This is a genomic window from Aquabacterium sp., assembly GCF_021768455.1.
In the GTDB taxonomy this organism is placed as follows: Bacteria; Pseudomonadota; Gammaproteobacteria; order Burkholderiales; family Burkholderiaceae_C; genus Aquabacterium.
On record NZ_JAIZVX010000042.1, the window covers coordinates 1 to 12,993 of the forward strand.

A 12,993-nucleotide genomic window follows, 5' to 3' on the forward strand; every position below is an offset into this window, starting at 1 on the left:
CGGCCGTGTAGTCGCTGCCGGCCTTGGCCGTGCCGTCGGCGGTGGCGTAGTTCACCGTCACGGCCGTGCTGCTCGGGTTGCTCAGCGTCACGGTGTAGGTGATGGTGCCCGCTGCTTCGTTCACATCGGCCGGGCCGGTGATGGCCAGGGTCGGGGTCCCATCGTTGTCTTCGATCGCCGCCTGGTTGGAAGCGGTGGCATTGGCCGTGTTGCCGCTGGTGACCGTGGCCTCCAGCTTGATGTATTCCGTCGGCTCCGAGACGGCATCGTCCAACGTCGCCACGCGCACATGGATCTGCGTCTGGCCCGGCGCGAACGTCAATTCGCCCGTGACCGGCGCCCAGACACCGGGCGAGACCTCGTATTCCAGGTCGGCCGTCGTGCCGGTGTCTTCTCCCGCAGTGGCGGCGTCGGCAGGGTCATCACCCGACTTCACGGCCAGCGCGACCTTGACTGGCGTCGTGGAAGCGTTCGTGAGCGTGACCACAAAACCAACCGGCGAACCCTCGACCGCCGGCTCACCAAAGATGACCACATTGGGTCGGTCATCGTCCGGGGTCACATTGGGCGGCACCTCGCCCTGGCCATCATCACGGATGGTGGTCGTGGCCGTGTCCGTACCGAGTTTGCCGCCCACCACGTCGGACAATTTGACCGCATAGGTTTCGCTGCCTTCGTAGACGTCGTCATTGGTGATCGCCACCGTGATCGTCTTGCTGGTTTCGCCGGGCGCGAAGGTGACCGTGCCGGAGCTGGCATCGAAGTCGCTGCCCTCCGTGGCACTGCCGGATTGCGTCGCGTACTTGACCGTGACCGCGGAGGTGCTGGCGTTGCTCAGGGTGACCGTGTAGGTGACCGTGCCGGCGGCCTCGTTCACTTCGGTCGAGCCGGTGATGGACACCACCGGGGTGTCGTCGTCCGGAACCACGCCAGGGGGCACCGTGCCCGTGCCGTCGTCCTTGATCGTGCCCACCGCAGAGCCCACCGCGATTTCCGCGCCGGTACTCGGGTTGCTCAGCACGACATTGAAGGTTTCACTGCCCTCGTAGACGCTGTCGTTGGTGATGGGCACCGAGATGGTCGCCGAGGTTTGCCCTGCCGGGATCGTCACGGTCCCGGTCACGGCGGTGTAGTCGGCACCGGCGGTCGCGCTGCCGTTCGTGGTCGTGTAGGTCACGGTGACCGGCACGGCAGAAGGCTCGCTGAGCGTCACGACAAACTGGGCCGTCCCGGCCGCTTCGTTGACCGTGACAGGCGCAATCGCCACCTGCACCGGCGTGGTCGGTGCGGGCGTGACCACCGTCGCTTCAAACAGGGGCTGGGTGGCGCTGGCGATGGGGGATGCGGGCGGCACCCGTTCCGTGCCATAGCTGAACTCAAGCTGACCGACCGCTTCGGACACACGGTCCACACGCAGGCCCGGCTGGAAGCCGCCCTCTGCGCCGCCGTTCAGCCCCGCCGCCGGGGCTTCGTTCGGATCACCGGCGTCCACCGCCGCAATGACCTTGTCGAGCGGCGTTGCCGGCGGCTTGACCAGCACGGCCTGCCCCTTGCTCGGGGAAATCTGCACGATGCCGTCCTGCTCGGTGAGGATCTGCTCCCCGCCCTGGACCTTGTCCCCTACTTTCAGCGCCTTGAGTTTCCCGTTGGGCAAACGGACATAGGCGGCACCCCAGACAGCAGTGACAGTTCCAGTGGACATGGCAAGAATCGGCATGTGGAAACTTTCTTATATCGGTCGTAAACGCTTTAAGTGTAGGTGGGCAAGGGGGCTGTTCTGCGCCTTGATGCCCCCCGCTCTGGAGGATCTATCTCTACGGAATCAGCCAAAGGTGTGAGTTGCTTCACGGTAAAACGGGTTCACCGTGAATTTTGCACACATGACCTCACGCGGTTTCGCCCATGCGGCAGCGCACCGGGGGAGGCCCGGCGGCTGCGCTAAACGTGGGGAAACGGGCGACACACGCCCAGCAAGCAAGCGAGCGAGGCGCTCAGCGGCCAGCACGCATCAGGATGCGGTCGATGTAGGCCTGCCCGTCGAAGGGCTTGCCCGAACGCTGTGCGGCCCAGACCATCTCGCCCAGGGCCTCCATCACCTCGTGGTGCGCCTCGTGCAGAGATTGGCGCTGGCGCGCCAGACGCTCCACCGCGGCCTTGATGCCGCGGGGCTGGTCGATGCTGACCTGCTCCGTCACGGAGAGGTGCATCGACAGGTGCAGGAAAGGATTGGTGCGGCCGCCCTCGACCGTGTATTGCGCGGCGATGGCGGCGTCCACGTCGGACAGGTCACCGTGGTACTCCGGATGCTCGATCATCCAGTCCACGGCCTGTGACTCCAGGGGCGTCAGCAAGCGATCGGACTGGTGCTTGGCCCAGGCCTCACAGAAAAACCGGCGCACCTGCTCCTGGCTGGGGGAGAACATGCCGGATCAAACGCCCAGCAGTTCCACTTCGAACATCAGCGTGGCGTTCGGCGGGATCACCCCACCGGCACCACGGGCACCGTAACCCAGCTGCGGGGGGATCACCAGCACGCGGGTGCCGCCCACCTTCATGCCCTGCACGCCTTCGTCCCAGCCGCGGATCACGTGACCGGCGCCCAGGGGGAACTTGAACGGGTCGTTGCGGTCCTTGCTGGAGTCGAACTTGGCGCCCTTGACGCCGTTCTCGTAAAGCCAGCCGGTGTAGTGCACCGTGACGTAGGCGCCAGCCTTGGCCTCATCGCCGCTGCCAGCGATGGTGTCGTCGTATTGCAATCCGGATGCGGTGGTCGTGGCCATGATGAAAGAATCGTTAAACTGAAAAGAGCAGCAGTCTAAACCGATTGACCCCTGCACCGGTCCTGGAAAGCAGTACGTCCATGCCGCCAGGCAGCCTTTGTCGCCGCCCTGACCTGCCCCCTCTCACGCCTGCATTCCCCACAGAAGATGAACCCCGCCGACCCCACCTCATCCTCCGTCATCACCCGCCTGCAGTCCCTCACCCAACGCCAGATGCAGGTGTGCGAACTTGTGGTGGAGGGGCTGACGAACAAGGACATTGCCGAACGCCTCGGCATCACGGTCCATACCGTCAAGGTCCACCGCGCCGAGGTCATGCGCCAGATGCAGGTGGACTCGGTGGCAGAACTGGTCCGCGCGGTGCTCACCCCCAGGCAGACGAAGGACACCTCCAGCCTGATCGACGTGGCGCGCCCCCTTCGCATCATCGTGGTGGAAGACCAGGAACTGCTGCGTCAGCTCATGACCCGCAGCCTCAACCAATACGGGCACCACGCCACTGGCGTCGTCAATGGTCACGAGCTGGCCGCCGAGTGGGCCCGCAGTCCCGCCGACGTGCTGGTGCTCGACGTCGAGCTGGGCACGCAGGAAACCGGCCTGGACCTGGCCGCACGTTTCCGAGCCGAACACGGCTGCGGCGTCATCATCGTGTCGGCACGCGGACGGGTCGACGACCGGGTGGCCGGACTCGACAAGGGCGCCGATGCCTATTTCGTCAAACCCATCAGTTTCAAGGAGCTGAATGCGGCCGTGGTGAACCTGGGTAGGCGCTTGAGGCAGGGTTAACCCCCTCAAACACGGTGCCCTTGCGCAGGGGCGCTACCCACTCGCGGAATTGTCGGCGCGGGGCCCGGGCTGAACAATGGCGCTTCACGGTGCGACCGCACCCGAAGCACTTCAATCTGCCCATGACACCCACCCCCTCCCGCCTTGCGCTGGCCTGCCTCGCCACCCTCGGCCTGATCGGCCTGCCTGCCGTCGGCCTCGCCCAAGACCAAGCCGCCGTCGTACAGCAACTCGACGCCGCCGTGCGCCAGGCCATCGACCACCACCCCGAGGTCACCGCACGGCTCAATGCCCTGCGCGCGGCCGAGAACGAAGCCCGCTACGCCCGTGGCGCCTGGCTGCCTCGCATCGACCTCGAAGCCAGCGTGGGCCGCGACAGCGACCGCATCACCAGCCGCAGCCCGGCATCGCAAAGCCTGAGCCGCAACGGCCTGGCTTTGAGCGCCAGCCAGACCCTGTGGGATGGGCTGGCCACCCGCGACGAGGTGCAGCGACTGGACCACGCCGTCCAGACTCGCTACTTCGAATTCCAGAGCACGGCCGACGACACCGCCCTGGAGGCCGCAAAAGCCTATGTGGACGTGCTGCGCTACCGTGAACTGGTCAAGCTGGCCGAAGACAACTACGTGCAACACAAGTACGTGAGCGACCAGCTGCAGATCAAGAAAAGCGCCGGCGTGGGCCGCGGTGTGGACGTGGAGCAGGCCAACGCCCGCCTTGCCCTGGCCGAATCCAACCTGGCCACCGAGGTGGCCAACCTGCACGACGTCAGCGCCCGCTTCCTGCGCCTGGTCGGTCAGGCTCCCAGCCCGGTGCTGGCACGCCCGACTTCGCTGCAAGGCAACCTGGGCAGCAGCCAGACCGACGTGCTCAGCCAGGCCCTGGCTCGCAGCCCTGCCATCAGCGCCGCAGTGGAAAACCTGCGCGCCGCCCAGGCACAGGCCCAAGGCAAGGAAAGCGCCTACCAGCCCAAGGTCGAGGCGCGCGTGCGCAGCGGCGTGGGCAAGAACTTCGACGGCGTGCAGAACCAGAAGCGCGACACCGCAGCCGAGATCGTGCTGAACTGGAACCTCTACAACGGGGGATCGGACCAGGCCCGCGTCAAGCAGTATGCCGACCTGATCAACCAGGCCGCCGACCTGCGCGACAAGGCCTGCCGCGACGTGCGGCAGACCACGGCCATCGCCCACAACGACATCGCGAAGCTGACCACCCAGCTCGGCGCGCTCGACCGCAACGTCCTGGCGATCGCCAAGGCCCGTGACGCCTACCGCCAGCAGTTCGACATCGGCCAGCGCAGCCTGCTCGATCTGTTGAACGCCGAAAACGAGCTCTACACGGCCAAACGCGCCTACGCCAACGCCGAATACGACCTGCAACTGGCCTACGCCCGCACCCAGGCTGCCCGCAACACCCTGACGGCCAACCTGGGCCTGTCGCGCAACGACGACGCCAACGCCGACCTGGTCAAGGACTGGCAGGCCGCCGACGACGCCGCACAGCGTTGCCCGGTCACCACGGTCGAGGTCGTGGCCACCAGCCGCGACGAACTCGATGCCCGCGCCCGCAAGCTTGCTGCGCCCGCAGTGGCCGCCCCGGTGGCTGCCGCGCCCGCTGCCGCCACGCCCCTGGCGCCGCAGGCCGATGCCGCAGCCGCCGAGACCGTTGCCCAGCGCCTGCGCGACTGGGCTTCTGCCTGGATGTCGAAGGACGCCGATCGCTACCTCACCTTCTACGCCAAGGAATTTGCGCCCGTGCGCTCGACCTCTGCGAAGTGGATCACCGAGCGCCGCCGACTGGTCACCAAGCCAGGCCCGATCGAGGTCAAGCTGGGCGACGTCAAGGCTGTGCCCCAGGGCGACAGCGTGGTCACCAGCTTCGAGCAAAACTACACCTCGGCCAACTTCAAGGACAAGACCCTCAAGGTGCTGACCTGGAAGCAGCAGGCCGGCCAGTGGGTGATCGTGAAAGAAAGCAACCGCTGAGCCCCGGCAGCCTCGGCTGCCTTGATCCCTCTTGCCGACACCCAAGCGCCCCGCTCACCCCGGGGCGCTTTGCCATGGGAAGGCGTCAGGCCGATGACACCCCCGCCAGGTGGGTGCCCACCCCCTTGATGCAGGGCGAATGCCATTTGCCCTTCACGCCAAGATGGCCTACAAAGGGGGATGTCTTCAAACTTCCGCCCCACGGGTGACACGACGCGGCTCCGCCAGCACTTTGGCGTGAACCTCCCGAACGACATGCATTGGCCCGAGGAGACCTGGCCGGTCGACCTCGCGCCGGTGATCCGGCGGGCCGAAGGGGCGCCGGGGAGCAGGGAGCTCTTCCTCGGCCAATTCGGGCTGCTGCCCTTCTGGGCCAAGGACCCAACCCAGGCCAAGCGGACCTTCAACGCGCGGGCCGAGACCGCCGACGAGAAAAGCGCCTTCCGGGATGCCTGGCGACGAGGCCAGCGCTGCCTGATCCCGGCCGACTGGGTCTACGAGCCCTGCTACGAAACCGGCCGCCCGGTGCGATGGCGCGTGGCGCGCGCCGACGGGGCGCCGATGACCATTGCCGGCCTCTGGAGCCGCTGGTGGACGGCCCATGGCGCCGAGGTCCTGTCCTTTGCCATGCTCACGGTCAGCGCCGAAGGGCATCAGGTGATGCAGCGCTTCCAGAAGCCCGAAGACGACCGGCGCATGGTGGTCGTGCTGGACGACAGCCAGCAGGACGCCTGGCTGGACTGCCCCCCTGACCAGATGAAGGCGATGCTGCAGCCCTGCCCCGCCGACTGGCTGATCGCCGAAGAAGCCCCCATGGTGGCCCGCCAACGCGCCTGATCACCTTGTGGCCAGGCGTTTCCCGATAGGATGGAGCGGTCTTTTCACCACACGCACGCCGCAACCATGAGCGACTTCCCCCAAGACATCTACACCGAGCCCCGCGCCGACGTGGACACCCTGGCCAACCTGGGTCCGCTGCGTGGTCTGGCCGGCATCTGGCAAGGCACCCGCGGCCTGGACGTCAAGCCCAAGGCCGAAGGCGCCAAAAAACAGGCTTACGTCGAACGCATCGAACTCCAGCCCATCGACCCGCAAACCAACGGCCCCCAGCTGCTCTACGGGCTGCGCTACCACACCCACGTCACCAAGCCCGAGCAGGTCAAGACCTACCACGACCAGGTCGGCTACTGGCTTTGGGAACCGGCCACCGGCACGGTGATCCACACATTGACCATCCCACGCGGGCAGACCGTGCTGGCCATGGGACAGACCACGGCCGACGCCAAGACCTTCAGCCTGCGCGCCACCCGCGAGGCAGGCCAGATCAGCGACATCCCCTTCCTGGCCCACGCCTTCAAGACGGTCGAGTTCACCATCGACGTGACCATCAATGACGACGGCACCTGGTCCTACGACGAAGACACGGTGCTGGACATCCAGGGGCAGAGCGAGCTCTTCCACCACCGTGACCGCAACACGCTCACGAAACTGGCGGAGCCCACACCCAATCCGCTGGCAGGCCAGCAAGGTTGACGCCACTCGCCTCCCCACATGGCTACAGGCGTGGGTGACTTCGAACACGGAAGCGCCCTCCTCACGCTGAGGCGCCATCGACACGCGGTGAGCCGCCAAAAAGCTCGCGCTCACCTGCCCGATGGCCGAGGGCCACACCCTCACAATTCATCCGCTGAAACTGGCTTTTGTCGGCTGCCTGTCCTATCGGACCTCGGGCTTGCATCGCCGCGCCCTACGGCATCAACGAGGTCGAGACTCGGCTGAGCCCCCATGTGCGCCATGCGGAGGACCCGCTGATCGCGCGGGGAAAGGCGGGGGAATTGGACTGAGCGCTGCGCAACTCCAGCCACAAACAGCGGACCAACACACGCGGACGGGGTGCAATCGGGCAAATAAGCGGGTTTTCGCAAACTCCATTTTGCTTCAGCGCCGAATCCCGACGGCTGGTCTTTGACTGCGCTCAAAAGCTGCGCCATTGCGCACCCGAGGCTATCAATTTTGATAGTTACCTCGTGAAACAAAACTCCATAGAGTCAATCATGTCTTTCCCTTATTCGGGGGGTTTTGTGATCATTTGTGAGCGCGGTCAAACCAATGCGTGGGGCTTCACGGCTGAGCCAAAGCCGCGATGTGAGGCAGTCGAAGCATGAGCGTGGCCATCGTCAGACGCGCGCCATGGCGCTTCCACCTCCAGAGGGCATGGACGACGGGGCTGGGACATCTGTCCGTTGGGCACAAACTCCTGCTGATTTACCTCCTGGACCTGTGTGCAGTCGCCTTTGTCAGCAGTGTGCTGGTCAGAGAAAAGTACATCGCCATCGACTTTTCACGCAAAGAGTCACAGGGGGTTGAATACGTGAGAGAGCTGCGCCCAGCCCTCATGGAACTTGCCGAGGCTCAATCCTCGCAAGCCGGTTTGGCGGCGCTGCCCAACAGGGTGAACAAGGCCGAAGAAAGGCATGGCGAGGGCATGTCCAGCGCCACGCTGGCTGGGGACTGGGCTCAACACTTGGCCAGTCTTCAGATTGGCACCAGCGAAGGCCGGATGAAACTCCTCGATGAAGGGCTGGACCTGGTCACGCTGGTCGTCAACCAGTCGAACCTCATCCTGGATCCGGAGCTCGACAGCTACTACACCATGTCCATGGTCATGCTGCGCTACCCGCAGTTGCTGCAACTGGCCTGCGAAGTCCGGCTGCGTTTGCACGATGCGTCCAGCAAAGCCTCCGGCGTCATGCAATCTCAGTTGCTGGTCTTGAGCGGTCAACTGAACGCCTTGATGAAAGGCATCGACCAGGATCGCATTCAGACTGCGGTAGCCCATGGGCACCCCGTCAGCACACAGGCTGAAGCGGATCTGAACAGGCTCAAACAATCGCTCGCCGACATGCAGCAAAAAGTCGAGAGAGCAGCCTCTGGCCTGCCCGTCTCGACCGCTGAAGCCGACTCGCTCCACCAAAGCCTGCTGTCAGACCTGAATACCGCCTGGACCAGTTGGGAGCACCACCTCGAGGCCATGCTGACAGCGCGAATCCACGGGCATTTCGTTCGGATGGCAGAACACCTGGGAACCGCCCTCGCACTTCAGGCCTTGATCCTCGGCGCTGTCTACCTTGTCGCTCGCCGCATCACCGTCCCGCTGGGAAAACTCTCTGCGGTGGCAGACAACGTGAGCAAGACCGGCGACCACAGCCTTCACCTCACCTGGGACAGCCACGACGAGATCGGCCGACTGGTGCGTGCCTTCAATCACATGCTCGATGAGCTGGCTCGGCAACGGCACACGCAGCAGGAAATGGCAGCCAGCGCACGGGCTGCAGCCGCACAACAGGAACTGCTTGACCAGACCCCGGTTGCCTTGCTCGTGACATCGGTGCCCGACCAGCATGTCCTCCATGCGAACTCGACTGCCAGAAAGTGGCTGGGCCAAGTCAGCGGAGATCCATGGTTGCACGGCATGAGCCCCGACACACGACAGCGCTTCTTTCAAACGCTGGCAGACACAGGTCAGGTTCGGGAATTCGAGGTCTTGTGGCGCGACCGGGGCGTGCAGCGCTGGGTCCTGCTTTCGGCCCACCGATTGCAATACCAGGGTCGTGACGCGGTGTTGACGACCTTCACGCCGATCGAGCGAATGAAGACGGCTGAGACAAGACTGGAGCTCTGGGCCAAGGTCTTTGAGGCCTCGTCTGAAGGCATTGCCCTGCTGGACATCCACCGAAGGGTGCTGTCCGCCAACCAGGCCCTGTGCCACGCAGGCGCCATCACCAACGACGGAGTACCGAGCCTTGACTCGGTCCGACTCGATGGCCGTGCGGTCACAGAGGTCGAATCCCTCTGGAACGAAGCCGCGCGGCGCGGTTGGTGGCGAGGTGAAGTGGAAATCCAGCACCTCGACGGCAAGTTGCTGCCAGCCTGGGCGGTCCTCACCGCGGTTCGCACCGCAGGCGGCAAGGAAATCAGTCACTACATCTTCACTTGCCTCGACATCAGTGACCGCAAATCAGCGGAAGCGCATGTGCATTACCTGGCTCACCACGACGTGCTCACGGGGCTTCCCAACCGAGCGCTGGCCGAGCAGCGACTCCACGAAGCCACGGCAAAGGCCACACTGGCCCGTCAGCAAGCCGCGGTGCTGTTTGTGGACCTCGATCGCTTCAAGAACATCAACGATTCCCTGGGACACCACATCGGCGATGAAGTCTTGCGCATGGTGGCGCAACGGCTCTGCGACGCCGTTCGCAACAACGACACCGTCAGCAGGTTCGGGGGTGACGAATTCGTGATTCTGCTCAATGGCATTGCAGGCACCACGGAAGCGCAGCTGACCGCGCAGCGGGTCATGGAAGCGCTCAGAAGGCCCTACGACGTCAACGCGATGGAGCTGAACGTTTCCTGCAGCGTGGGCATCGCCCTCTTTCCAGAGGACGGCACCACCATGACCGAACTGATGCGCAATGCCGACGCCGCCATGTACAACGCGAAGGCGCAAGGACGCGACACCGCATCCTTCTTCACGCGTGACCTGAATCACCGCGCGCAATCAAGACTGGACCAGGAACAGCAACTGCGCAATGCGGTGACACGGGCCGAATTTCAGCTGGTCTATCAGCCCCAAGTCGATGCCCACAACGGCCACTTGCTGGGCGTGGAGGCCTTGCTGCGCTGGACTTCGCCAAAACTGGGCGTCGTTTCACCGGCCGAGTTCATCCCCCTTGCCGAGGAGTCAGGCCTGATCATCCCGATTGGCGAATGGGTGATCGACGAAGCATGCAGGCGCATGGCGGACTGGCGGCAGCACGGCGTTCCCGTGCCTCGGATCGCCATCAATCTCTCTGCGGTTCAGCTCGGCAGCGAAGCGCTCGTGCCCGCGCTCGAGCTCGCACTGCAAGAGCATGCCCTCCCCCCGAGTTGCCTTGAACTCGAGCTGACCGAGTCCACCCTCATGGAGCACGCGTCCGACCGCCTGGCACAACTCACGCGCCTCAAGTCCCTTGGCGTCCACTTGTCGATTGACGACTTCGGAACCGGCTATTCCAGCCTCAGCTACCTCAGTCGCCTGCCCATGGACAAGCTCAAGATCGACCGGTCTCTGGTGAAGGACATGCTCCACGCCCAGAAAGACCGGGTGATCACCGACGCCGTGATCGCCCTCGCACACCGCCTCGACATGGCTGTGGTCGCCGAAGGAGTCGAGACCGCCGAATTGCTTGAAGCCCTGAGCGAAGCCGGGTGCGACGCCATCCAGGGCTACTACACCGGACGCCCCATGTCCGCTCCTGCACTCATGGACTGGCTCCAGGCGCGTGCAAGTGCGCTGTCCAGCCCAAACCAACAACACGGCAAGGTCCCCTTGAACGCCTGATCACCATGAACACCACCATGCTGCCCCACGTCATGCATTCCCAAGCCACCGCGCCCAGCGCCCCCTTGCGCCCCCCCGACGACGCCTACTTTCGCCATCACGGCGTCTGGGCGCCTGGGGTCAGGCTCTTCCGGCGGCTGGGATTTCGGGTCAAGGCCGGCTTGATCTCACTGGTGCTGCTTTTGCCTCTGGTGTTGCTCGCTGGCGCCTTGTGGCACACCAAACAAGCATCGATCGAATTCACGCGCAAGGAGCAACTGGGCGCCGCCGCCATGCAGGACTTTGCCCGCTTCCTGCACGCGCTCACCCAGGTCCGCAACGCCGTGCGTGCAGGCATGGGCAACAAGCTCGACACGCACACTGATCTGGAAGCGGCCCAGAAAGCTGCCGGCGACGCCTTGGCCGCCATGCTGGAGCACCTGCAGCAAAGCCACGACCCCATGGGGCTGAGTGCCAGCGTCAACAACCTGGAAGCGGCGTGGCGCAAGGCATGCACGGTCAAGGGTGGCGTCGACCAGGCAGGTCGCACCGTCTTCGGTCCGGTCGTCGGCAGCGCCCAGGAAGTGATGGTGCGACTCGGCGACGACTCGAACCTGGTACTGGACCCCGAAGTCGCCAGCTACTACCTGATCAACGCCATGGTCCTGACCATGCCCAACGCCATCGAACGCGTCGGCCAGGTCTGGGGCTGGAGCACCTACGCCGAATCCCGCGGCCCACTGGAAGCCCACGACCAGGGACGGCTCATTGCCTGGCTGTCGCAGTCGCAGGGCGATGTGCGAGACCTGCGCACCTACATTGGCCGGGCAGCCAAGGCTGACCCGTCTGTGGGCTCTCGCATCAACCTGTCGGCACTCGACGCCGCCGAGGCCTTCCTCAAGCACGTGCAAACCACCACCGTCGACAGCAACCCCGTCGAACCAGCGGTGCTTTACGCAGAAGGGAAAGCGGCCGTGGAGGGCATGAACCAGCTCTACGACCAGACCTTGCCCTTGATTGGAGAACTGCTGACAGCTCGGGTGAAAGAGGATCAACGACAGGTCTGGATTTTCTCCCTTGTGGTCGGCCTCTCCGTGATGCTCGGGCTCTACATGTTCTATGCCTTTTACCTCGTGATGCGCGGAGGCCTGCTGGAGGTCGAGCGTCACCTGGACGGCATGGCCGGCGGCGACCTGACCACCCATCCCGCCCCCTGGGGCACAGACGAGGTGGCACGCCTGATGAACAGCCTGGGGCGCATGCAACACGCCTGGCGAGGCATCGTCGGGCAGGTGCGGGAGACCTCGGATGTCCTGGTCGTGGCCGGGGGGCAACTTCGCGAAGCCGCGACAGATCTGGCCGCGCGAACCGAACAATCGGCCAGCAACCTCGAGCGCAGCGCCAGTGCACTGGAGCAGACCGGTGTGACCGCCAAAGAGACCGCGGAGAAAGTGGCCATCGCCTCCGACATTGCTTCCCGCAATGCAGACACGGCGCGCAGTGCAGGCACAGCGGTCGGCGAACTGGTGAGCACCATGGAGCAGATCCAGAACTCGTCCCAGCGAATTGGTCAGATCATCGGCACGATCGACCGCATCGCCTTCCAGACCAATTTGCTGTCTCTCAACGCGGCGGTCGAAGCGGCCCGAGCAGGGCAGCATGGGCGAGGGTTTGGCGTTGTGGCCACCGAGATCCGGGCGCTGGCGGGCCTCTGCGCCAACGCTGCCAGAGAAATCAAGACGCTCGTGTCCGGCAGCGTGACGCAGGTGAACATGGGCACGCAAACCGTGCAACAGGCCAGCGACACCATCCTCACCCTGGTCAAAGAAGTGGCACAGATCAACGGTCTCTTGTCGGAAGTGGCCGTGGCCGCACGCGAACAAAGCCAGGGGGTGGCAGCCGTCGGCCAGGCTGTGCATGAAATCGACAGCATCACGCACCAGAACGCTCGGCTGGCAGACAACACGCGTGATGCCGCCGCAGCACTGGAAGCCCAATCCCTCGAACTGGCTGAAAACTTCCACCGTTTCAAAGTTTCGTCGGTCTGACCACTCGCTTGCAGACCCTTTCCCTCTCACTGACC

At 64.6% G+C, this 12,993-nt stretch carries 9 protein-coding genes; 6 read left to right on the forward strand and 3 right to left on the reverse strand.

Features of this window, described 5'->3' with window-relative positions:
• The 3 genes from QZ994_RS07670 to QZ994_RS07680 form a co-directional block, all read right to left on the reverse strand.
• Positions 1 to 1,702 (reverse strand): Calx-beta domain-containing protein (locus QZ994_RS07670; protein ID WP_290870542.1); only part of this gene is annotated, 1,702 nt, incomplete at its 3' end.
• A gap of 289 nt (positions 1,703 to 1,991) precedes the next feature.
• A complete protein-coding gene (locus QZ994_RS07675; RefSeq protein WP_290870545.1) occupies positions 1,992 to 2,423 on the reverse strand; it encodes a DUF1841 family protein in 432 nt (143 codons plus the stop codon).
• A gap of 6 nt (positions 2,424 to 2,429) precedes the next feature.
• A complete protein-coding gene (locus QZ994_RS07680) occupies positions 2,430 to 2,783 on the reverse strand; it encodes an FKBP-type peptidyl-prolyl cis-trans isomerase (protein ID WP_290870591.1) in 354 nt (117 codons plus the stop codon).
• Positions 2,784 to 2,927: 144 nt separating this feature from the next.
• Between QZ994_RS07680 and QZ994_RS07685 the strand changes: the two genes are divergently transcribed.
• The 6 genes from QZ994_RS07685 to QZ994_RS07710 all read left to right on the forward strand — a co-directional run bounded on the left by QZ994_RS07685 (position 2,928) and on the right by QZ994_RS07710 (position 12,958).
• A complete protein-coding gene (locus QZ994_RS07685) occupies positions 2,928 to 3,566 on the forward strand; it encodes a response regulator (protein ID WP_290870548.1) in 639 nt (212 codons plus the stop codon).
• A gap of 122 nt (positions 3,567 to 3,688) precedes the next feature.
• Positions 3,689 to 5,551 carry a TolC family outer membrane protein gene (locus QZ994_RS07690; RefSeq protein ID WP_290870551.1) on the forward strand — a complete coding sequence of 621 codons (1,863 nt, stop codon included), beginning with the start codon at positions 3,689 to 3,691 and terminating at the stop codon, positions 5,549 to 5,551.
• 180 nt (positions 5,552 to 5,731) lie between these two features.
• A complete protein-coding gene (locus tag QZ994_RS07695; protein WP_367172270.1) occupies positions 5,732 to 6,388 on the forward strand; it encodes an SOS response-associated peptidase in 657 nt (218 codons plus the stop codon).
• Between the two features lie 66 nt (positions 6,389 to 6,454).
• Positions 6,455 to 7,084, forward strand: coding sequence for a heme-binding beta-barrel domain-containing protein (locus QZ994_RS07700; RefSeq protein WP_290870557.1), 630 nt, complete (start codon positions 6,455 to 6,457; stop codon positions 7,082 to 7,084).
• 628 nt (positions 7,085 to 7,712) lie between these two features.
• Entirely contained in the window at positions 7,713 to 10,931 is a 3,219-nt protein-coding gene (locus QZ994_RS07705) for an EAL domain-containing protein (RefSeq protein WP_290870560.1), read from the forward strand.
• A 5-nt stretch (positions 10,932 to 10,936) separates the two neighbouring features.
• A complete protein-coding gene (locus tag QZ994_RS07710) occupies positions 10,937 to 12,958 on the forward strand; it encodes a methyl-accepting chemotaxis protein (protein WP_290870564.1) in 2,022 nt (673 codons plus the stop codon).
• Positions 12,959 to 12,993: the final 35 nt, after the last annotated feature.

Excerpts from the sequence above, each read along its gene's own strand:
- QZ994_RS07675 (WP_290870545.1), bottom strand. The coding sequence starts at position 2,423 with ATGTTCTCCCCCAGCCAGGAGCAGGTGCGCCGGTTTTTCTGTGAGGCC.
- QZ994_RS07685 (WP_290870548.1), top strand. The coding sequence starts at position 2,928 with ATGAACCCCGCCGACCCCACCTCATCCTCCGTCATCACCCGCCTGCAG.
- QZ994_RS07690 (WP_290870551.1), top strand. The coding sequence starts at position 3,689 with ATGACACCCACCCCCTCCCGCCTTGCGCTGGCCTGCCTCGCCACCCTC.
- QZ994_RS07695 (WP_367172270.1), top strand. The coding sequence starts at position 5,732 with ATGTCTTCAAACTTCCGCCCCACGGGTGACACGACGCGGCTCCGCCAG.
- QZ994_RS07700 (WP_290870557.1), top strand. The coding sequence starts at position 6,455 with ATGAGCGACTTCCCCCAAGACATCTACACCGAGCCCCGCGCCGACGTG.
- QZ994_RS07705 (WP_290870560.1), top strand. The coding sequence starts at position 7,713 with ATGAGCGTGGCCATCGTCAGACGCGCGCCATGGCGCTTCCACCTCCAG.
- QZ994_RS07710 (WP_290870564.1), top strand. The coding sequence starts at position 10,937 with ATGAACACCACCATGCTGCCCCACGTCATGCATTCCCAAGCCACCGCG.